The organism is Vibrio sp. V38_P2S17PM301 (assembly GCF_009904845.1).
In the GTDB taxonomy this organism is placed as follows: domain Bacteria; phylum Pseudomonadota; class Gammaproteobacteria; order Enterobacterales; family Vibrionaceae; genus Vibrio; species Vibrio proteolyticus.
This window is the reverse complement of the sequence record NZ_WXWO01000052.1, coordinates 166,565-187,231: the sequence shown is the minus strand read 5'-3', so window position 1 is coordinate 187,231 and position 20,667 is coordinate 166,565. Positions and strand designations below refer to the sequence as shown.

Genomic DNA, 20,667 nt, shown 5'->3' with positions numbered 1-20,667 from the left:
TTATAGTCCTTTGTTTTTTCTAATGTAGCTCGTAATCTTCCAAACGTTACTTAATAGAATTAAATATATGGAAAAACATAAAATAAAGACGTAAAACATTACATATTCTGGGACGCCAATCATTTCTGCGTATATACCAACGCCAGCATAAACTGCAGAAATTAAGAAGATAACGACTAATGTTTGGTGAGAACTAAGGCCCAAGCGCTGGAATATGTGGTGTAAGTGCTCTCGATCCGGTTTAAATGGAGAGTCTCCGCGACGAATTCTTCGGATCATAATGGCTGCCATATCCATTAGTGGCACAGCAATCAACCATAGTGCTGTCACTGGTTGAAGGGGAGGGTTTTTACCATTTTGACTGGAAAGTAATAGAAACCAAATGACCGTAAAGCCGATTAACATACTGCCGGCGTCGCCCATAAACACTTTTCGTTTTCGACCGAACGCTCCAAGGTTTAGTAGGATATATGGAATGATAATAACCACCATGACTAAGCATAGATAGGCAATATTGAGCTGCCCGTCGTGCGCTAACATAATTCCTAGCCCACCGAAAGTTACAATCGAAAGTCCACCTAATAAGCCATCTATCCCGTCGACCATGTTAAACGCATTGATGGCGCCTACAACAGCGATAATGGTAACAACGTAGCCAAACCACCCCAGCGTTACATTTCCCGCTCCGAAAACATTTCCGATAGTATGTAGCTCAATCCCACCAAGTACCATCATAGCTACCGAGAGCCCTGCTTGAATTGCAAAACGAAGTTTGAAGCTGATATCAAACTTGTCATCTAGTGCGCCCACTATAACCAAAATTAATATGCATCCGGCATATAATGGTGTATTTGGAATGATGTTTTGATTGTTAAAAAGAAAATAAAGAAGCGATAAACAGATCGAGATCCCACCAACGAGCGGAACAGCACCGTTGTGGAGCTTACGTGCATTGGGTTTGTCGACCAAACCAATCGCTTTAGCGGCTTTGCGTAAGAGGAATAATGAAGCCAGTGAAAAAAAGAATAAAAAAGCCAAATCGACGAATGGAATGAGCACGGGTATTTGCCTGTAGTAATAGTGGTATCGGGATTTTAGATGAAAATAACAGCTGGATAAAGACCAGATTTTATCGACGGTATAGGTTACTTTATTGATTTCTTTGTCGTTAAATTGGATTCAATCTTTGACGTAATTCCATAAAACATTTGATAACCGATTGACTTCATAATCAAAAAAGTGAGACGGACTCCATCCAAGATTGCTAATTTTAGATGAGTCAATCGCGTAGCGCTGGTCGTGGCCTTCGCGGTCTGCGACGAAACGGATAAGCGCAGCATGTGGCGCATTGTGGGGCACGATTCTATCCAGGTTCTCGCAGATTAAGGTAACCACTTCCAGATTGGTTTTCTCGCAATTACCACCGATACAGTAAGTTTCGCCAACTTTTCCTTTTTGCATCACCAAGTGAAGCGCTCGGACATGATCATCTACGTGTAGCCAGTCCCTGACTTGTTTACCTGTACCGTAAATAGGCAGCGCATTGCCCGCTAACGCATTGGTGATCATCTTAGGAATGAGTTTTTCCCTGTGCTGAAACGGACCATAGTTGTTAGAGCAATTTGTGATCAAAATGGGTAAACCATAGGTTCGGTGCCAGGCTCTGACTAAGTGGTCGCTTGATGCTTTCGACGCAGAGTACGGGCTACTGGGTTTATAGGGCGAGTCTTCATTAAAGCTCTGGTGAGTTCCGAGTTCTAGATCGCCGTAGACTTCATCGGTTGAGATATGCAAAAAGCGAAAAGTGTACTTCTTTTTTGGAGTCAGCGTGTGCCAATACCCAAGGGCGGTTTCCAGTAACCGATAGGTGCCAATCACGTTGGTTTCTATAAAATCCGCTGATGCATAGATGGATTTGTCGACGTGACTTTCTGCGGCCAGGTGAAAGACCCAGCTTGGTTGATGCGCTTCAAATATTTGCTCTAGCAAACAACCGTCACCAATATCCCCTTGAATAAAGGTATAGTTTGGGTGCTGCTGATACGCCTCCAGTGCTTTTGGATCTGCCGCGTAAGTCAGTTTGTCTAAGTTAACGATTTGGTGAGGTGTGTTATCCAGGAAGTGTCTTACCAGTGCCGAACCAATGAAGCCACTTCCTCCTGTAATTAGAATTTTCAAATGTTATGCCCTTTGCTGTGCATTTGAGTTTAACGGACACTCAGACGCTTATCTACTTATGTGTTGGCTTTGAGAACGCGAGTTAGGCCGCATTGCGTGGTTTTTAGAGTAGTAAGTACACTGAATTACTATTTATTCTTACCAAAAACGACTCAGAGATTTCTTATGCGCACATTCCATCATGGCGGTAAACACACAGTAACGGGCTCTTGTCATGAGGTACAGTTTGAACATGGTAGCCTGTTGATCGACTGTGGTCAGTTTCAGGGGAAAGATGCCCGACCTATGTACGTCGAGTTCTCGATTGAACAGGTTCGTGCTGTGGTGTTGACGCATGCTCACATTGATCATGTCGGCCGCTTACCCTGGTTGCTCGCCGCGGGTTTTAGCGGGCCGATCTATTGTACGCCCGCGACCGCAGAGCTAGTCCCTCTGATGCTGGGCGATGGTCTGAAACTGCAATTGGGTATGGATAAGCCGCAGCGACAGCGTGTACTCGAGGCATTGAACAAACGTTTTGTGCCAATAGAGTATGGCGTGTGGCAGGGCGTTGTGCTGTCTCCTCCTGACTCACAAGGAGGCGATGCTCTCTCATACTGCTGCGAAACGGTCGAGATACGTTTTAATCCGGCCGGTCATATCCTGGGCTCTGCGTACGTTGAAATTCGGCAAGAAAACGGTGAGGTGATTGTGTTTTCCGGCGATCTTGGGCCTTCTGATACGCCATTGCTACCGGATCCCGTGGCGCCTTCTCGAGCCGATGTGCTGTACATCGAATCGACCTATGGCAACAAACAGCATGACAGTGTGGCACACAGGGCAGAGCGGTTAGAAGCCATCATCAATCGTTCGCTGCAAGACGGTGGCGTGATTATCATTCCTGCCTTCAGCGTGGGCAGAACACAGGAACTACTGTTTGATATTGAGCAGTTGATTTACCAGCGGGGAATTACCGGTCAGATCCCGATCATACTCGATTCACCGATGGCCAGTGAAGTGACGCGTTCGTATCGTCGTTACCGGGAGTTATGGGGCAAAGAAGCCAAACAACGTTTGGAACATCATCGGCATCCTCTGGCGTTTGACCAGTGTGTGGTGGTCGAGCATTACCGGGAGCATTTGGCACTGGTTAATCGTCTGGCGAAAACGGGTGAGCCTGCTATTGTCGTCGCGGCGTCCGGAATGTGTGAAGGCGGGCGAGTGATGGGATACCTTAAAGCGCTGCTCGCTGATGTTCGCACGGATGTGTTGTTTGCGGGCTATCAGGCTCAGGGGACGCTGGGGTGTGTATTGCAGTCCGGTGCCAAACGCGTTGAAATTGCGGATGAGTGGATTAATGTGCGGGCACAGATCCATACCATGTCGGGTTACAGCGCGCATGCAGACCAAACCGACTTGTTGCGTTTTATTCAGGGAATCGACGTGCCACCGAAAGAAATTCACCTGATTCATGGCGAAGCGGAGGCAAAAACAGCGTTTAAGGACTGCTTACAAAAATTGGGATATCATGTGATTGAGTGAGTACATGAGTATCATCAGCGGACGTCCGTTGTCCACTAAGTCACATTCTTCACTGAGTCATCAGGGGCTAGAGAATTTGTTTTAGTACCCGATCGGCACGTACGCGGGTGATTTTTCGGATCAGCTTCTGTACTTCTTCCGGATAATTCTCGACTTTATCCAGCTGCTTGTAGGTACAAATTAACTGGGTGTGTTCAAGGATATTCTCGACTTCTTTGTTAAACTGCGCCGTCAACAAATGGTAGTGATCCTGAATGAACAGTGCGTTTTCCAGATCCAGTTTCCAGGCGCGTGGGTTGAGATTGTTTCCGGTGATCAGCATATAGCGTTTATCGACCCAGATGCCCTTAAGGTGGAAACTGTTGTTGTCGTGTTTCCATAAACGCAGTGACAGTTTGCGACTGGCAATGTTGGCTTCGTTGGCTTTGGCAAACAGGCGCAGATTACGCTCGTACAGATATGGCAGGCCACCAATGGTTTTGAATTCCTGCTCTGGTGAAATGTAGAAGTCATTGGCGGTCTTGTCGCCTACCACAATCGTGACTTTCACGCCACGTCTGAGGGCTTTTTTGACTTCTTTAGCCACGCTGCGCGGGAAGTTAAAGTAGGGGGTGCAGATAAACAACTCATCTTTGGCCAGACGAATTAACTGGTTGATGCCTTGATTGAGGCGATTGCGTTTTTTCCCGACACCCACGATGGGGGTCACTGCCACCTGATCGGTGGATACGGTCTCACTGTCAAACTGATAGGCAGATTTGGCCAGTGATGCGCGTAGTTGACGGATGTCGTTTTTGATCTCTTTGGTATTGGGTTTCGCCGGGCAGGCAAGATTGTTCACCGCCGGGTGCTCAATCATTTGTTCGCGGATAAACTGGACCATCGTATTGGCCAGTGTATGACTACTCAGTACATGATAGCGGTCAAAGCGGTAGCGGTCGTTGTATCCCAGATAGACATTGTTCAGGCTGGCGCCACTGTAAATAACCTGATCATCGATCACAAACCCTTTCAGATGCAAGACACCAAATACTTCTCGCCCACGGACCGGCACACCATACACTGGAATGTCATGCTCGTATTGGTCAGCAAACGCTTTGTACATCGCCGCATTGGTTTCGCCTGGCGCCGCGCCAATCAAACCACGCTGAGCGCGGTGCCAGTCTACGCAGACGTTGATATCCAGTCCTGGATTACGCTGCTTGGCCTGATAAAGTTCAGTCAGGATCTCTCTGCCTGCCTCATCATCTTCCAAATAAAGAGCAACAAGATAAATTCGCTTGCTCGCTTCCCGTATCGCCTGGATCAGACGATCTCTGAACGCCTGTGCTGAGTACAGTGTTTCAAACTGCTCAGGATTCAGCGCCAGCGTCGGAAGGGTGTCGAATGGGTTCTTATTGGTCATCATCTAGATGCGTTACCTTATCCGTGTGCAAAATTGCAAGCCATGGATAGTATCAAACATCTCAGTCATTTGACTAGGAATGACATCAATTATTGGGCATTGCCGCTCAGTCGTCGAAGCTGAACAATCAGGTTGGCTGCGCGGTCTTAACTGCCGCCTGGTTTAAGCCTTGTCGGATGTTTAAAGTGCATGGCCACCAGTTGCTTCCCACTGCGGCAGTAGCGCTCAAACAACCCTTTTAGTGGCGGAGGTAACTGCTCTGTGGACACGGAAACAAAACCGTGTTGAGCGTAAAAAGGCGCCAGGTGCGTGTAGGCAAAGCAGTAGTCCTGATGACCCAGGATGTGTTGTTGGCAATAGTGCATGAGTTGATGGGCGACGCCCTGGCCGCGATATTCCGGGAGCACCAGCATGCCAGTCAGTAGGCGAAAGGTATCTAGCGGGCGAAAACGTACTACCCCGCACAACGCATCATATTGGTAACAGACGATGGTGGTTTCATTTTTTTTGGCTTTGGCCGAAGGGTAGTGAGCCTTGTACAGTCGGGTGACCAGCGGCAGCTTAATCGGGTCCAGCAGTTCGATACGGAGTGGAGGCATTCTCACTTTGCTTGAAAAGAGGGTAGAATGAGGGCAGTGTAATTGACCTGATATTATTTGTGCAAACCAAGCTTATGCAATCTCAAACTCACGCAGATCTGCGCCCCTACCATACTTTTGGCATCTCCGAGACTTGTGCTCATCTGGTTCACGTTCATTCTGTGACCGACATTATTGATGTCTACCACCATGCTGAGTGGCAGTCGCTGCCAAAACTGATGCTGGGGAAAGGCAGTAATGTGCTGTTCACTGAACCGTTTAACGGTGTGGTGATGGTCAATGGTCTGTTGGGGAAGCGGGTCTCTCAGACCGAGGAACACAGGTTGCTGCATATTGAAGCCGGTGAAGACTGGCCAGAGTTGGTTGCTTGGGCTGTCGAACAGGGTTATGCCGGGATTGAAAACCTTGCCATGATTCCCGGTTGTGCCGGTTCTGCGCCAATTCAGAATATTGGCGCTTATGGGGTGGAACTCAAAGATGTCTGTGAATACGTCGATATCCTGTGCCTTGAAAGTTTTACTGTTCGCCGCCTGAGCAACGCAGAGTGCCAGTTTGGCTACAGGGACTCAGTGTTCAAGCACGCGCTGTATCAAAAGGCCATTGTGGTGGCAGTCGGCCTGAAATTGTCGAAGGCCTGGCAGGCCAATATCGCCTATGGGCCGCTGAAAGCGTTGGGGGCAGAGGCCAGCGCGGCAGAGGTTTTTGCGCAGGTGTGTAAGATCCGCACTGATAAGTTACCCGATCCGGCCCAAATCGGTAACGCGGGGAGCTTTTTCAAAAATCCGGTGATCAGCGCAGAGCAGTATCAGTCTCTGCTGGCGCAATATCCCGATGTGGTGGCGTATCCGGTCGACGATGGTGTAAAAATCGCGGCAGGTTGGCTGATCGATCAGTGTGGGCTGAAAGGCTACAGTATTGGCGGGGCACAAGTGCACCCCAAACAGGCGTTAGTGATCGTCAATCAGGGCAATGCAAGCGCACAAGATGTGATTCGTCTAGCGGCGCATGTGTGCCGCAGTGTGCAGGAAAAATATGCGATTGCACTGGAGCATGAGGTGCGTTTTATGGGCGCCCGCGCCGAAACTCGTCTCAATGAGATTTTGGAGGCTCAGCAATGAAAAAAGATCACAGTGTAAAACTGACATTGCTGAAGCAACTTTCTCAAGGCGGCTTTCATTCCGGGGAAGAACTGGGTGATACCCTGGGTATTTCCCGTGCAGCGATCAGTAAGCACATCAAAGGGATTCAGGAGTGGGGCGTGGACATTTTCCGTGTCCAGGGTAAAGGTTATCAACTGGCAAAGCCAATGCAACTGCTGGATGAACAGGTTTTGCAGGCCGCGACTGATAAGCCGCTAGAGCTGGTTCCGATCATTGGTTCAACCAATCAACATTTACTCGATAAAGCCGCTCAGTTGGAATCGGGTTCGGTGTGTATCGCGGAATATCAGTCACGAGGGCGCGGCCGCCGTGGACGGGAATGGATTTCGCCCTTCGGTGCCAATTTGTATTTGTCGATGTACTGGCGCCTTGATGCCGGCATGGCGGCAGCGATGGGGCTGAGCCTGGTTGTCGGTGTGGCGGTGGTGGAAGCGCTGGAGTCTTTGGGGATTGATGACGTTAAACTCAAGTGGCCCAACGATCTCTACTTTCGCGATCGCAAGTTAGCCGGGATTCTGGTTGAGATGTCGGGACAGGCAGGGGCTGCTGCAAATCTCGTGATCGGCATGGGGATGAACTTGAGTATGGATGACGATACTCCGGGAATTACTCAGCCCTGGGCCAGTTTGTCTCAGGCGTTGCAAGGGCGTGAGATAGACCGTAATCAACTGGCGATCACCCTGGTGAAGACTCTGCACAAAGCGCTGGAAGACTATGAGTTTCAGGGAATGGCTGGGTTCGTCGAACGTTGGAATCGACTGGACAATTTCATCAACCGCCCAGTCAGGCTGCTCATGGGACCAAGAGAAATCACTGGTATTGAACGTGGTATCAATGAGCAGGGTGGTGTGTTACTTGAAACTGAGGCAGGCCTTGAAGCCTACATCGGAGGCGAAATTTCCCTGCGCGGTAATGGTTTGTGATACGAAGATGACCGCACCTCAGCGCCAGTCTTGCTCTTTGGGCCTGAAAGGGACTACGTCGGCGCTGGTCGGGGCGATATCCAGTTCACCATTCAGAGCGTCGCGGAACTTGGCAAACTGTTTAAATAACTCGCTTTGCAATGTCACATTGACGTGCGTCGGGTTGCTGCAGTGACTGATTAACAAGTCGATGTGTGATTGCTGAGCGCGCAGGCGATCTTGCATAAAATCGGAGGCTGACGCGATCATCTCATCACACAATTGATGTTTGAAGCGGTCAAACGCTTCAGGATCGCGTTCTGCCAGTTTGACCAGTTCATCAAATGGCGGCAACCGTTGTTGGGTAGGCATACTGCTCATGATTGTTCCCTCAACTGCAGTGCTGATTAAACTATCAACACCTTTACAGTTTACGCAACAATTCAGCGAACGGTTTATCGGCCTGTGGCTGGTCTTAAATATGAGACGATTGGTCTAGCGAATGTGGTAGGTACAGCGGCGCTCACCGTTGATGATGTGTTCCGTCCGCTTGACCTGATATTGTTCGCCAAGCAACTTCTGAAAAATGTTGAGTTCGGATTTGCACAAGCTGGGGCAGCGCTTAGCAGCTTTGCAGATAGGGCAGTGGTTTTCAATCAGCAGGTATCCATCGTCGCATGACTCCAGCTCGGCCATGTACCCTTCCTGCTCACGCAGCTCAACCAACATCGACAGTTTCTCTTCAAGAGAATGGCAAGGTTGCAGCGCGGTCTGATAATGCTCAAGCGTTTGTTGTTCTCGCTGCAGGGTGACTTTTTCCAGCCCTGCGCTACCGAAGACACTTTCCACCGCATCGATCACCTGAATAGTCAGTTCGCCGTGACGATCGGCAAACTGGGCATGGCCTTTTTTGGTCAATGACCAATGGCGGGTCGGGCGGCCGACTTTGACTCGCACATCGTGAAACGCCAGGATGCCATCGTCTTCCAGGCCTTGCAGGTGCTGGCGGGCGCCCATGGTGGTCATGCCCAGCTCTTCAGCCAGTTGTTTGGCGGTGACCGCACCATCGCGCTTAATGGTTTGTAAGATCCTGTCGATTGTTTTCATGTACACTCCTTTCTTCCAGCTATTATGTCGGATCGAGTTAATAAAGCAAAGGATTGACAATGTATTATAAATAACCATTTGGAGCGCGAATATGAGACGCCGCCTGGCTTTCTTGCCTTTATTGACTTGTGTTAGACTTCGCCTCCAACTAATTTTTTACTGTTACCCAATTATTTTTAAGCTTTAAAGGATTCAATGTGACAGGGCAAAGCCAACAACCAATTGTGACAGACCAACATCATCCTCAGGTACCTGCCGCTTACCATCAAAACGATGAGATCGATCTACGAGAGCTATTTAAAGTATTATGGAAGGGTAAACTAACGGTTATTTTTACCACAATTGCTTGTGCGGGATTGGCAGTCGCGTATGCGCTGTTGGCTCAGCAGTGGTGGTCTTCTACGGCAAAAGTCACTGAACCACAATTGCAGGATATGGCGGCCTATCAGCTGCAAGTCAAGCAGTTTCAACCGATTTTTGATATTTATCAGGAAGATGGCACGGTACTGGTCAGTCGTGAGCTAGACAGCCTTATTGATACGAAAGTTCTGTTTAAACGTTTTGTGGACTCGTTTAACTCAAGCGATAACAAGCGTGTTTTCCTTGATTCTAGCGAAGAGTTCCAGGCGTATAAGGCTCAACTTGATTTGGCGGCTGATGAGAATAGCGATGGTTCTCAAGATGGGAATCGTAAACTGTACGCTGAATGGTTTCAGAAAATAACCGCAAAAGCGGAAGATAAAACGCCGTCAGCCCCATATGATTTAAGTTTTCAGTCCACCACTCAAACCAGCAGTTATTCGTTATTGAATGAATATTTGCAGATCATTCGTGCCAAAGCACGTGAGGATGCGCTGAATAACCTGCAAACCATCATTGATACTAAGCACAATGAGTTAGTGCAACAAAAACGTATTCTTGAATCTCAGGCGAGAAACCGCCTTGAAGTTGAAGCGGAGCGTGCTCAGTACGCATTGAATATTGCTAAAGCTGCGGAGGTAGACAAGCCAATTCAAAGCTACAACGACAAGGAAATCTTCTCAATCGATCTGGGGACCAAGGCGCTGGCAGCGAAAGTGACGGCGCTGGAGTCGGTGAAGAACCTCAGTGTGATTGAGCCTCGCCTGCAGCAAATTGATGCCAAACTGGATATGCTCAAGACCCTGAAAATCGATCGCGACATTCAGTTTCAGACTTTCCGCTTCCTGGAAAATGTCGAACAACCGATTTCCCGCGACAAGCCGAAGCGCGCACTGATAGCGGTACTGGGTACGCTTTTAGGTGGTATGCTGGGTGTCGCGATTGTTCTGGTACGCTTTGCGTTTCGCCGCGAAGACGACGAATCGATGTGATTGAAAGCGATAGTAAAAAGGGACGCCACTTGGCGTCCCTTTTGCTTTGTGGTGATTTCGTTAGCCGCCTCACAAAAAAATCCGTCCCCCCCCTTGGGATTGCCGCAATTGCCCCACATATAGTTACGACAAGGCTTTGCCGCTTGTTTAAGGCAATTATCAAATCAAACATGGAAACTTTCAGGAGAGACGACCAATGAATATTCGTCCATTACATGACCGAGTTATCGTAGAGCGCCAAGAAGTTGAGTCTAAATCTGCTGGTGGCATCGTTCTGACGGGTTCAGCTGCAGAAAAATCAACTCGTGGTGTGGTTCTGGCTGTTGGCAAAGGCCGCATCCTGGAGAACGGCTCTGTTCAGCCACTGGACGTTAAAGTTGGCGATACTGTGATTTTCGCAGAAGGCTACGGCACGAAGACAGAGAAAATCGACGGTAAAGAAGTACTGATCATGTCTGAAAACGACATCATGGCAATCGTTGAGTAATAAACTCTGAATCACAACGAAAACGTAAAACGTATTTGGAAAAGGATATAAAAGATGGCTGCTAAAGACGTAAAATTTGGTAATGACGCACGCGTAAAAATGCTGGAAGGTGTCAACATTCTGGCCGATGCAGTGAAAGTGACACTAGGCCCGAAAGGCCGTAACGTGGTACTGGACAAATCGTTCGGTGCGCCCACTATCACTAAAGATGGTGTGTCTGTTGCACGTGAAATCGAACTGGAAGACAAATTCCAGAACATGGGCGCACAGATGGTTAAACAAGTTGCGTCGCAAGCGAATGACGTAGCAGGTGACGGTACGACTACTGCGACCGTACTGGCTCAGTCGATTGTTAATGAAGGCCTGAAAGCCGTTGCTGCGGGCATGAACCCGATGGATCTGAAGCGCGGTATCGACAAAGCGGTTGCGGCCGCGGTTGAAGAGCTGAAAGTGCTGTCGAAAGACTGTTCAACATCAACCGAAATTGAACAGGTGGGTACCATCTCTGCGAACTCAGATTCCAGCGTGGGTAAAATCATTGCCGAAGCGATGGAAAAAGTGGGCCGTGATGGTGTGATCACGGTGGAAGAAGGTCAGGCCCTGCACGACGAACTGGACGTGGTTGAAGGTATGCAGTTTGACCGCGGTTACCTGTCGCCTTACTTCATCAACAACCAGGAAGCGGGCAGTGTGGATCTGGAAAGCCCATTCATTCTGCTGGTCGACAAGAAGATTTCTAACATTCGTGAACTGCTGCCGACACTGGAAGCGGTGGCGAAAGCCTCTCGTCCGCTGCTGATCATTGCAGAAGACGTAGAAGGTGAGGCACTGGCTACGCTGGTAGTCAACAACATGCGCGGTATCGTGAAAGTAGCGGCAGTCAAAGCCCCTGGTTTTGGTGACCGTCGTAAAGCGATGCTGCAAGACATCGCCGTGCTGACTGGCGGTACAGTGATTTCTGAAGAAGTGGGTCTGGAGCTGGAAAAAGCCGCTCTGGAAGATCTGGGTCAAGCGAAACGTGTGACGATCACCAAAGAAAACACCACCATCATTGATGGCGTTGGCGAAGAAGCTGCGATCCATGGTCGTGTGGCTCAGATCCGTCAGCAAATCGAAGACGCAACGTCAGATTACGACAAAGAGAAACTGCAAGAGCGTGTAGCCAAACTGGCTGGCGGTGTTGCTGTGATCAAAGTCGGTGCGGCGACTGAAGTGGAAATGAAAGAGAAGAAAGACCGTGTGGAAGACGCTCTGCATGCGACTCGCGCAGCGGTTGAAGAAGGCGTAGTTGCCGGTGGTGGTGTGGCGCTGATCCGTGTCGCGTCTAAGATTGTTGACCTGCAAGGTGACAACGAAGAGCAAAATGTGGGTATTCGCGTTGCGCTGCGTGCAATGGAAGCGCCAATCCGTCAAATCACCACTAACGCGGGTGATGAAGAGTCTGTGGTTGCCAACAACGTGAGAGCGGGTGAAGGCAGCTACGGCTACAACGCTGCGACAGGTGAGTATGGCGACATGCTGGAAATGGGTATTCTGGATCCAACCAAAGTGACCCGTAGTGCGCTGCAGTTTGCCGCTTCAGTTGCTGGTCTGATGATCACGACAGAAGCCATGGTGACAGATATGCCACAAAAAGATGCACCTGCAATGCCTGATATGGGCGGCATGGGCGGTATGGGTGGCATGGGCGGTATGATGTAATCATCGCGCTCACCTAACTGCGAAAAACGGAGGCTTCGGCCTCCGTTTTTGTTTTTTAGGCGGCTGGTATTCCGTGGGTACTTCCTGCACTATGGTGAAAAAAACAACAAGCACAACAAGGACAGTACATGCAATTTGACCACCTTCGTTACCGCAATCCGGCAACGTCTCTTTCCATTTCGAACTGGCACTTGGCCAAAGGTCAGCATTGGGCCGTATTTGCGGCACACAGCCACTGTGTGTCAGCGCTGGTGCAGCTATTAAGCGGTGACGCCGAGCGAGACAGCGGCACGATTGAGGCGCGACCGGCGCGCATTGCTTGCGTGTCACTGGCGTTGCAACAGCAACTGCTCGAACAGGAAATCGCGCAGGACGAAACAGACTTTCAGGATCATATAGACTACGGTTCGACCGTAGAGCAGCTGTTGGCTGGTTTCGATCTCTGTGAGACAGAACGCGACGCGTTGCTGCAACAAACCGATTTGCTCCACTTACGTCAACGCCATTTTCGCCAGTTGTCGACCGGCGAAACTCGCCGGGTCATGTTAGCGCGGGCACTGGCTGCGCGGCCGGAGATGTTGGTGCTCGATGAGCCGTATTCGGGCCTCGACAGCGCGCACCGTCAAGCGTTAACCGGATTACTCAATTCGTGTGCTGAGGAGATGCAACTGGTGATCATTACCTCACGTGAGGACGAGTTGCCCGAGTGCATCAGCCACGTGGCTCTGTTTGACCAAGAGACATTGACTGAGACGATGACCCGTGAGCAATGGCATGACCACCCTTTGATGCGTCAGTTGCAGGCGCTGTCTGAGCAGAAAAGCTCGGCGATGTTTGCCTTGATGGAGCTGCAATCCGCGCCGCACGACTACCCGGAACCTCTGGTTGCGATGAAAGACGTCAAAGTGGAGTACGTGGACGGGCTGATCTTTTCGCAGTTAAACTGGCAAATCCGCCGAGGGGAGCACTGGCAGGTTCGAGGGCCCAATGGTTGTGGTAAGAGTACGTTGCTCGGGCTCATTATGGGCGATCACCCGCAGTGTTACAGCAATGATGTCACCGTGCTGGGTATGAAGCGGGGCAGTGGCGAGAGTATCTGGGATGTGAAACGTCACATCGGGATCGTCTCATCCGCGCTGCATCTGCAATACCGGGTCGGATGCAGCGCGCTGGAGGTGCTACTGTCCGGCTTTTTTGACTCGATTGGCCTGTACGAACAGCCGTCTAAAAATCAGATTCTGCTGGCGCAGCAGTGGCTGGAGGTACTGGCGATGAGCGAGCTGGCCAAAGTCAGCTTTAAAGCGCTGGGTTATGGTCAGCAACGATTACTCCTGATAGGCCGCGCGCTGATTAAGCAACCGGCGCTGCTGATCCTAGACGAACCGTATCAGGGGCTGGACTATCTCAACCGCAAACTGGTGTGGTTTGCGCTGAATCGGATCGCCTCTGCCGGGCTGAGCCAGCTGCTGTACGTCACGCACCATGAAGATGATGCGTTAGAAGCGGTTGACCATTACGTCGATTTTCTGCCAGCAGACACGGGCTACCGGGTACACATTCATCGCCGCTGACGCAAAACCGCCCGTTGCAGAGAACGGGCGGTTTTGTTTAGAGAATTATGGCTCTGACTTCTGGATCTTTACGTTCCAGGTAGTGGGTGGATTTGATGCGGCGGATGGTGCGACAGCGGCCACGTATCAGTAAGGTTTCGGTGGTCGCGATGTTACCCTGACGGGTAATGCCTTCGAGCAGGTCGCCTTTGGTGATGCCGGTTGCGGAGAAAATCACGTTGTCGCTGCGCGCCATGTCATCCATGCGCAGCACTTTTCGCGCTTCCACCCCCATTTCCTGACAGCGCTTCAGCTCGGCCGCACCGTGGATGCGGTTGTCTTCGTTTTCGCCTTTAACTTCATGGCGCGGCAGCAAACGCCCGTTCATGTCGCCATCGAGCGCGCGGATCACCGCCGCAGACACCACACCTTCTGGAGCGCCGCCGATGCAATACATCATGTCCACTTCACTGTCAGGCATACAGGTCAGAATTGATGCCGCCACGTCGCCATCTGGTACAGCGAATACCCGTACGCCCAGTGCCTGCATTTGAGCAATGATAGGGTCGTGGCGTGGCTTGGCAAGCGTGATCACCACTAAGGTGTCGAGCGATTTGTTGAGCGCTTTCGCCACGTTGTGCAGGTTGTCTTCGAGTGACTTGTTGAGATCGATACAGCCTTTAGCGCCAGGCCCGACAACCAGCTTTTCCATATACATATCCGGCGCTTTGAGAAAGCTGCCTTTTTCGCCGGCCGCCAGTACCGCCAGTGCGTTGGACTGCCCCATGGCAGTCATGCGTGTGCCTTCAATCGGATCGACAGCAATGTCGACGGCATCGCCACCCAATCCGACGCTTTCACCGATGTAGAGCATCGGTGCGTCGTCGATTTCGCCCTCACCAATGACGATTTCGCCACTGATGTCCGTTTGATTGAGCAGGGTGCGCATCACTTCCACTGCGGCACCGTCGGCTGCATTTTTGTCACCACGGCCAAGCCATTTGTAACCTGCCAGTGCGGCACCTTCCGTAACCCGGGAAAAGGCCATTGCTAAATCGCGTTTCATGAGGACTCCAATGTCAAACAGGATGAGGAAATTTACGGCGGCGATTTTAGCATATCAAAAAGTAAACGTTTGCTTTTTTGCGTCCGTATCACTTGTACTGGATCAAGAATGAATGCAAAAATGACCAAAGAGCGAGTCAGCATCAGGGCTGGCGTGGGCTTAAGTTAACTGTTTGTCAATATGCGCCGTTTTTTTAACCGAATAGCGCAAAATATCGAATATAGAGAGTGTTTCTCGCCGCTGTGCTGAGTAGAATGAAGGCATTAGGTGGAGAGTCACTTCACGTCAACCGAATAAACAAAAGGGTAGGCTAAGATGTCTTTTGAAGTATTAGAGCAACTAGAAGCAAAAATTCAAACCGCAGTAGACACGATCGCACTTCTGCAAATGGAAGTGGAAGAATTGAAAGAAGAGAAGCAGAAACTGGTGAGTGAAGCCAATGAACTGCGTGACAGCCGTGTTGAGCTGGAGCAGAAAGCACAGCAGATGCAACAAGATCACGCCCAGTGGCAAGAGCGCATTCGCAGCCTGCTGGGTAAAATGGACGAAGTTGAATAAGTTCGCCATGACCCGATGCTAAAACCCCTGCCATTGAGCAGGGGTTTTTCTTTTGGGAGTGGCTGTGCAGATTAACGCGGTCGTACGCCCAGTGTGTGGCACAAGGCGTAGGTCATCTCTGCCCGGTTCAGGGTATAGAAGTGGAAGTCTTTTACTCCTTCACGGCTTAACACGCGTACCATGTCGATCGCCTGGCTGGCGCCGACCAACTGGCGTGTGGTTGGGTCGTCGTCGAGGCCGTCAAACTGACGCGCCATCCAGCCCGGGACTTTGACATGGTTCTGCGCTGCAAAGCGCGATGCCTGTTTAAAGTTCGATACCGGCAAAATCCCCGGCACGATCTCGACGTCAATGCCTGCTGCCACGCAGCGGTCGCGAAAACGCAGGTAGCATTCCACATCGAAAAAGAACTGCGTGATGGCGCGGTTTGCACCGGCATCGACTTTACGTTTCAGGTTGAGCAGATCCGCCTGTGCGCTTTTGGCTTCTGGGTGTACTTCCGGAAACGCCGCCACGGAAATGTCAAAGTCGTGGCGTGATTTCAGCAATTGCACCAAATCAGATGCATACATCTCCGGGCGGCCGCCTCCCGCTGGGATATCGCCACGCAGTGCCACAATGTTTTCAATACCATTGGCCCAGTAGTCGTCCGCGATTTGGATCAGCTCTTCGCGGCTGGCATCAATACACGTCAGGTGGGGTGCGGCCACCAGCCCCGTTTCTGCTTTGATCTCTTTGATAATCGAGTGGGTGCGATCACGTTCACCAGAGTTCGCGCCGTAGGTAACGGAAACGAACTTAGGTTGCAGGGTCTTGAGACGGTGAACAGAGTTCCACAGGGTTTCTTCCATTTTCTCGCTGCTGGGTGGAAAAAATTCGAATGACACATTGATGTTGTCAGAAAGCTCAGCGATATTCTGATTCAGTGCGTCGATATGACCTGCGTGCGTGTATCCCATCTTACTCTCCCTGTGGTGGCGTTAACCACAAATCTCAACTGTTCAAATCGACGTTTAGACGTCTATATGTCCACAGAATGAAATGAATTCGTTTTTATGTCAACAGTGTCAGTATGAATTTTTCTCATGATAATAATGAGCACTTTTCAACATCAATGTAGACGATAAATGACCAGTTGGTGGGATGTTCTGAGCGAAAGATAACGCATGTTGGATACGTGTGGAACAGAGGGTGATAAACAGTATTTTCTACTATCAGAAGCGGAGTTCACCCTATGGTGTGCAGAGGAGCAAACGGAGCCCGCCTTGTGTTCAAGACGGGCAAAAAGATCACAGTAAGCCAGCCAGTCGGTTGAGATCAGACTGAATCGCTCCGGCGGTGACTTCACGTCCGGCACCGGGCCCGCGGATGACCAACGGGTTGTCTTTGTACCAGCGACTTTCGATGGCAAAAATGTTGTCACACGGCAGCAGGTTGGCCAGCGCATGCTCGCGGCTCAGTGCCTCAACGCCAACAGTGGCTTTGCCGTTTTTCTCCAGTCGTGCGACGTAGCGCAGCACCTTGTCTTCGCGCTGAGCTTTCGCCAGTCGCTCGGCCAGTTGCTCACTGAGAAGCTGACCTCGGTCGAGGAAATCATCCAGTGATATTGCGCTCAGTTCATCCGGCACCAACGACTCGATTTTTACCTGCTCTGGCTCAATATGCAGGCCGGACTCGCGCGCCAGGATCACCAGTTTGCGCATCACGTCAGAACCATCCAAATCGTTGCGCGGATCGGGTTCAGTCAGCCCTTGCTGCCAGGCGAGATCGACCAGTTCAGCAAAGGGGACACTGCCGTCGTATTGTTGAAACAACCAGGAAAGCGTACCGGAAAAAATGCCCGACAGCGCGACGATATCATCGCCACTTTCGCGCAAATCACGCACGGTATGATTGATCGGCAGGCCAGCCCCGACCGTGGCGTTATACAGCCAGTGACGGTTAATTTTGGCAAACGCATCCTGCACCTGATGATACTGTTCACTGGATGCTGAGCCGGCCACTTTGTTGGCCGAAATCAGGTGCATGCCTTGTTCGGCTATCTCCAGATAACGTTCGGCCAGCTCCGCACTGGCAGTGACATCCAGCACGATGGCATCATCGTAACTGCGTAGCGCGCCGATTTGTTTGATCCAAGCGCAGTCCTGATAAGGAATCGCCTCATCGTCAAAACGGGCGTCTATCTGAGTCGGATCCAGTCCATGTTCATCGAACCAATAGGTCTGACTGTCAATCACCGCGACCAGCTCAAAGCTCATGCCGTGGCGTTTTTCCAGCTCTGCTTTTTGTTCGGTGAACAGGGCAACCCAGCTGGCGCCGATGTTGCCTTTCCCACACAGAGCGATCGCCACCCTTTTTTGCGCCTGAAACAGCTGAGTGTGAATGCCTTTGACTAACGGTTCGGTGTCGACTTTACGCACGACGGCTACCAGGCTTAAGCCGGACAAAGATTCGGAAATAAATTCAACCGGTGCGTGTTTCAGTTGCTGGTAGAAACCAAAGCAGTGGTTGGGATTGGTGATCACGCCTGCGCCGACGGCAGCCACCAATGAGTAGCCCTCACGCAGTTTGATTTCTGCATCGATGGCGGCGTCTTGCAGGTAGTGCAGTGCCCCGCCGACGATCTCTGCGGTATAGGCCAGCCGCAGACACAATTGATCCGGTTGAGATTCAAATGCCAGAGGCTCAAGCTGGACTCGCTTTAAGTGGGCCAGCACCTGATTCTGTAAACGCTGGAAGTCGTGGCCATGACCGAAACTCAGTTCGATCAGCAGCACTTCGTTGAGCGACGTGATGATTTTGGCGCCGCGACCGGAAGCTAGCACCCGCTCGATACGGGTGGAGCCGGATTCCGGTGCGTGGCTACAACGTAGATGCAGATCCATTGCGCTTTGCGCTACTGGCTGTAGGGTACGGCTGTGCAGGACGGGCGCGGCCAGACGTGCCAGTTCACTGGCTTCATCCAGGCGCAGCAGTGGCAACAGGCAGGCATCACCGACCAGACGGGGGTCAGCGCTGTAAACGCCGGCCACATCACTCCAGATGGTCACCTGTTCAACCTCGGCCAGCGCCCCGACGATGGTCGCCGAGTAATCGGAGCCATTGCGACCAAGCAAAACCGTATGGCCTTGAGTGTCTTGCGCCATAAAGCCGGTGATCACCACACGGTGATGGGCATGCTGAGCCAGCACATCTTTGACCAGAGGATAGGAGCTGCCGCGATCGATTTCCGGCTGAGTACCGGCCTCCGCACGCAGAAACGCGCGCGCGTCCTGAGCCACAGCCTGCATATCACTGGCGTTCAACAGGGCCGCCAGAAGGCGGGATGACCATACTTCTCCGTGACCCAGCACAGCGGCGCGGCTGGACTCTGTTAGCGGCGCAGTCAGCTCACCGAGTGAGCTGAATTCATCATGCAGTTGGGCCAGACACTGCTCGCGGCTGTCGCCGTCCAGCAAGTCCTCAATCAGTTCCGACTGATATTGACGCAGGGACTGCAGGACCTCGTGTGCCAGACGACCGTCTTTGTTGAGCGCATCGGTGAACTCAATTAAACGGTTGGTGGTTTTGCCGGCGGCAGACACGACCACCAGATCGTCGTTGCCTGAATATTCTCTGAGAATGGTCACTACGCGGCGATAGCACTCCGGATCGGCCAGGCTGCTGCCGCCGAATTTGTGCAGTTGACGGAAGGGCGTCATTTACAGTGCCTCCTTTGCTTGCGTAAAGGCGTGATCCAGATCGGCAATCAGGTCGCTGACGTCTTCCAGCCCGACCGATAGTCGCAGCAGTTGCTGTGATACGCCGGCTTCCGCCAGTGCCGCTTCTCCCATGGCTCGGTGTGTCATCGAGGCTGGGTGGCAGATCAGGCTTTCGACACCGCCGAGCGACTCCGCCAGCGAAAACAGACTTAACTGGCCGACGAAATATTTCAGTTGTTCAAACGAGCCTGCAAATTCGAAGCTGAGCATTGAGCCGAATCCGCTTTGCTGCTTTTTGGCGATCTCATGGCCGGGATGTTCTGGCAGACTCGGGTGGTAGATTTTGCGGACCAGAGGCTGAGCTTGCAGATAACGCAGAATTTCGCGTGAGCTTTCCTCATGCACGCGCATCCGGGCGCCAAGTGTGCGGATCCCGCGTAAGGTCATGTAGCTGTCAAACGGAGTGCCCGTCGCGCCGATGCAGTTGCCCCACCAGGCCAGATCTTCGGCGTGTTGCACTGATTTGGTGATCACCACGCCGCCAATCACATCAGAGTGACCGTTGATGAACTTAGTGGTGGAGTGGATCACAAAGTCAGCGCCGAGCTCAAGTGGCTTTTGGAACACCGGAGTCAAAAAGGTGTTGTCGACCCCGACTAGGGTGCCGGATTGTTTGGCTTTCTCGCATACTTTGGCGATATCCACTACGCGCACTAGCGGGTTGGATGGGGTTTCCAGCAGAATGAGTTTGGGACGTTTGGCCAGTGCGGCCTCCAGTGCCGCGTCGTCGGATTGATCGACAAACGCAACCTGGAAATCACCTTTTTGTGCCCGGGTATTGAATAAACGGTATGTGCCGCCGTAGCAATCGTGCGGGGCCACGATCAGATCGTCCGGACCAAGGAAAGCGGATACCCACAAATTGAGGGCTGAGGTCCCGCAGTTGGTCACGACTGCACCCTGACCCGACTCAAGCTCATACAGCGCTTTTTCCAGCAGGCCACGATTGGGGTTGCCTGAACGGGTATAGTCGTATTGGGGGACTTCACCAAAGGCCGGGAAGCCATAATTGGTCGACAAATAGATCGGGGGAACGACTGCGTGATGCTGGGTGTCGGATTCGATACCAGTACGTACCGCGATTGTGGCTGGCTTGCGGGTGCTCATGAGGCTTTCCTTTCGAAACAGGTGATGACTTGTCTGTTGGATTACGCTATACCTAAATCGTGACATCAGGGCGTTTTCCATCTCCATTGCCACCACTTTACTTTTCAAAAATTAAGACGTCAACACTTCTAGACGTCTATATGTCTTTGCTTATAGCCTTAAATCCCGCTAAAATTCAGCTTTCCTAATTTTTCTTTATACAGATGACAATAA

Annotated in this window: 18 protein-coding genes; 8 read left to right on the top strand and 10 right to left on the bottom strand. The window is 51.3% G+C overall.

What is annotated here, in order from left to right:
- Positions 1 to 1,059 carry a UDP-N-acetylglucosamine--undecaprenyl-phosphate N-acetylglucosaminephosphotransferase gene (gene wecA, locus CAG64_RS12040; RefSeq protein WP_161488743.1) on the bottom strand — a complete coding sequence of 353 codons (1,059 nt, stop codon included), beginning with the start codon at positions 1,057 to 1,059 and terminating at the stop codon, positions 1 to 3.
- A gap of 120 nt (positions 1,060 to 1,179) precedes the next feature.
- Entirely contained in the window at positions 1,180 to 2,178 is a 999-nt protein-coding gene (gene rfbB / locus CAG64_RS12035; RefSeq protein ID WP_161488742.1) for a dTDP-glucose 4,6-dehydratase, read from the bottom strand.
- A gap of 165 nt (positions 2,179 to 2,343) precedes the next feature.
- On the opposite strand from rfbB, the gene CAG64_RS12030 reads away from it, so the two are divergent.
- Positions 2,344 to 3,699 (top strand): MBL fold metallo-hydrolase RNA specificity domain-containing protein, encoded by a 1,356-nt coding sequence (locus tag CAG64_RS12030; protein ID WP_161488741.1) that lies wholly within the window; start codon positions 2,344 to 2,346, stop codon positions 3,697 to 3,699.
- Between the two features lie 67 nt (positions 3,700 to 3,766).
- Here the strand turns inward: CAG64_RS12030 and pssA are convergent, their stop codons facing one another.
- Both pssA and CAG64_RS12020 read right to left on the bottom strand, forming a co-directional pair.
- Positions 3,767 to 5,107: a CDP-diacylglycerol--serine O-phosphatidyltransferase gene (pssA, locus tag CAG64_RS12025; protein ID WP_161488740.1), complete on the bottom strand. Its 1,341-nt coding sequence runs from the start codon at positions 5,105 to 5,107 to the stop codon at positions 3,767 to 3,769.
- A gap of 143 nt (positions 5,108 to 5,250) precedes the next feature.
- On the bottom strand, positions 5,251 to 5,703 hold the full coding sequence (locus CAG64_RS12020; RefSeq protein WP_021704556.1) for a GNAT family N-acetyltransferase: 453 nt from the start codon (positions 5,701 to 5,703) through the stop codon (positions 5,251 to 5,253).
- 74 nt (positions 5,704 to 5,777) lie between these two features.
- Between CAG64_RS12020 and murB the strand changes: the two genes are divergently transcribed.
- On the top strand, positions 5,778 to 6,821 hold the full coding sequence (gene murB / locus CAG64_RS12015) for a UDP-N-acetylmuramate dehydrogenase (RefSeq protein WP_161488739.1): 1,044 nt from the start codon (positions 5,778 to 5,780) through the stop codon (positions 6,819 to 6,821).
- A complete protein-coding gene (gene birA, locus CAG64_RS12010) occupies positions 6,818 to 7,786 on the top strand; it encodes a bifunctional biotin--[acetyl-CoA-carboxylase] ligase/biotin operon repressor BirA (RefSeq protein ID WP_161488738.1) in 969 nt (322 codons plus the stop codon). Before murB ends, birA begins: the two co-directional genes overlap by 4 nt.
- An 18-nt stretch (positions 7,787 to 7,804) precedes the next feature.
- Here the strand turns inward: birA and CAG64_RS12005 are convergent, their stop codons facing one another.
- The gene (locus CAG64_RS12005; RefSeq protein WP_021704553.1) at positions 7,805 to 8,146 is read right to left on the bottom strand and encodes a DUF3135 domain-containing protein; all 342 of its coding nucleotides are present in this window, start codon (positions 8,144 to 8,146) and stop codon (positions 7,805 to 7,807) included.
- Between the two features lie 114 nt (positions 8,147 to 8,260).
- Positions 8,261 to 8,872: a helix-turn-helix transcriptional regulator gene (locus CAG64_RS12000; RefSeq protein ID WP_021704552.1), complete on the bottom strand. Its 612-nt coding sequence runs from the start codon at positions 8,870 to 8,872 to the stop codon at positions 8,261 to 8,263.
- Between the two features lie 197 nt (positions 8,873 to 9,069).
- Between CAG64_RS12000 and CAG64_RS11995 the strand changes: the two genes are divergently transcribed.
- The 4 genes from CAG64_RS11995 (at position 9,070) to modF (ending at position 13,983) form a co-directional block, all read left to right on the top strand.
- Entirely contained in the window at positions 9,070 to 10,224 is a 1,155-nt protein-coding gene (locus CAG64_RS11995) for a Wzz/FepE/Etk N-terminal domain-containing protein (RefSeq protein WP_161453414.1), read from the top strand.
- 196 nt (positions 10,225 to 10,420) lie between these two features.
- Positions 10,421 to 10,711, top strand: a complete 291-nt coding sequence (locus CAG64_RS11990; RefSeq protein ID WP_021704551.1) for a co-chaperone GroES — start codon at positions 10,421 to 10,423, stop codon at positions 10,709 to 10,711.
- 54 nt (positions 10,712 to 10,765) lie between these two features.
- Positions 10,766 to 12,412 (top strand): chaperonin GroEL, encoded by a 1,647-nt coding sequence (groL, locus tag CAG64_RS11985; protein ID WP_021704550.1) that lies wholly within the window; start codon positions 10,766 to 10,768, stop codon positions 12,410 to 12,412.
- A gap of 128 nt (positions 12,413 to 12,540) precedes the next feature.
- Complete coding sequence (gene modF, locus CAG64_RS11980; RefSeq protein WP_161488737.1) at positions 12,541 to 13,983, top strand: molybdate ABC transporter ATP-binding protein ModF; 1,443 nt, start codon at positions 12,541 to 12,543, stop codon at positions 13,981 to 13,983.
- 37 nt (positions 13,984 to 14,020) lie between these two features.
- On the opposite strand, the gene glpX is transcribed toward modF, so the two are convergent.
- Positions 14,021 to 15,028 (bottom strand): class II fructose-bisphosphatase, encoded by a 1,008-nt coding sequence (glpX, locus tag CAG64_RS11975; protein WP_021704548.1) that lies wholly within the window; start codon positions 15,026 to 15,028, stop codon positions 14,021 to 14,023.
- A 315-nt stretch (positions 15,029 to 15,343) separates the two neighbouring features.
- Between glpX and zapB the strand changes: the two genes are divergently transcribed.
- On the top strand, positions 15,344 to 15,586 hold the full coding sequence (gene zapB / locus CAG64_RS11970) for a cell division protein ZapB (protein ID WP_021704547.1): 243 nt from the start codon (positions 15,344 to 15,346) through the stop codon (positions 15,584 to 15,586).
- A gap of 71 nt (positions 15,587 to 15,657) precedes the next feature.
- On the opposite strand, the gene metF is transcribed toward zapB, so the two are convergent.
- From metF to CAG64_RS11955, 3 genes are all read right to left on the bottom strand, one after another.
- Positions 15,658 to 16,545, bottom strand: coding sequence for a methylenetetrahydrofolate reductase (gene metF / locus CAG64_RS11965; RefSeq protein WP_021704546.1), 888 nt, complete (start codon positions 16,543 to 16,545; stop codon positions 15,658 to 15,660).
- Positions 16,546 to 16,875: 330 nt separating this feature from the next.
- Positions 16,876 to 19,287: a bifunctional aspartate kinase/homoserine dehydrogenase II gene (locus CAG64_RS11960; protein ID WP_161488736.1), complete on the bottom strand. Its 2,412-nt coding sequence runs from the start codon at positions 19,285 to 19,287 to the stop codon at positions 16,876 to 16,878.
- Positions 19,288 to 20,454, bottom strand: coding sequence for an O-succinylhomoserine (thiol)-lyase (locus CAG64_RS11955; RefSeq protein ID WP_021704544.1), 1,167 nt, complete (start codon positions 20,452 to 20,454; stop codon positions 19,288 to 19,290).
- Between the last annotated feature and the right edge of the window lie 213 nt (positions 20,455 to 20,667).

Coding starts and splice junctions, on each gene's coding strand:
- CAG64_RS12000 (WP_021704552.1), bottom strand. CDS start 8,872: ATGAAAACAATCGACAGGATCTTACAAACCATTAAGCGCGATGGTGCG.
- CAG64_RS11960 (WP_161488736.1), bottom strand. CDS start 19,287: ATGACGCCCTTCCGTCAACTGCACAAATTCGGCGGCAGCAGCCTGGCC.
- CAG64_RS11955 (WP_021704544.1), bottom strand. CDS start 20,454: ATGAGCACCCGCAAGCCAGCCACAATCGCGGTACGTACTGGTATCGAA.
- birA (WP_161488738.1), top strand. CDS start 6,818: ATGAAAAAAGATCACAGTGTAAAACTGACATTGCTGAAGCAACTTTCT.
- metF (WP_021704546.1), bottom strand. CDS start 16,545: ATGGGATACACGCACGCAGGTCATATCGACGCACTGAATCAGAATATC.
- murB (WP_161488739.1), top strand. CDS start 5,778: ATGCAATCTCAAACTCACGCAGATCTGCGCCCCTACCATACTTTTGGC.
- CAG64_RS12030 (WP_161488741.1), top strand. CDS start 2,344: ATGCGCACATTCCATCATGGCGGTAAACACACAGTAACGGGCTCTTGT.
- zapB (WP_021704547.1), top strand. CDS start 15,344: ATGTCTTTTGAAGTATTAGAGCAACTAGAAGCAAAAATTCAAACCGCA.
- CAG64_RS12020 (WP_021704556.1), bottom strand. CDS start 5,703: ATGCCTCCACTCCGTATCGAACTGCTGGACCCGATTAAGCTGCCGCTG.
- groL (WP_021704550.1), top strand. CDS start 10,766: ATGGCTGCTAAAGACGTAAAATTTGGTAATGACGCACGCGTAAAAATG.
- pssA (WP_161488740.1), bottom strand. CDS start 5,107: ATGATGACCAATAAGAACCCATTCGACACCCTTCCGACGCTGGCGCTG.
- modF (WP_161488737.1), top strand. CDS start 12,541: ATGCAATTTGACCACCTTCGTTACCGCAATCCGGCAACGTCTCTTTCC.
- CAG64_RS12005 (WP_021704553.1), bottom strand. CDS start 8,146: ATGAGCAGTATGCCTACCCAACAACGGTTGCCGCCATTTGATGAACTG.
- CAG64_RS11990 (WP_021704551.1), top strand. CDS start 10,421: ATGAATATTCGTCCATTACATGACCGAGTTATCGTAGAGCGCCAAGAA.
- glpX (WP_021704548.1), bottom strand. CDS start 15,028: ATGAAACGCGATTTAGCAATGGCCTTTTCCCGGGTTACGGAAGGTGCC.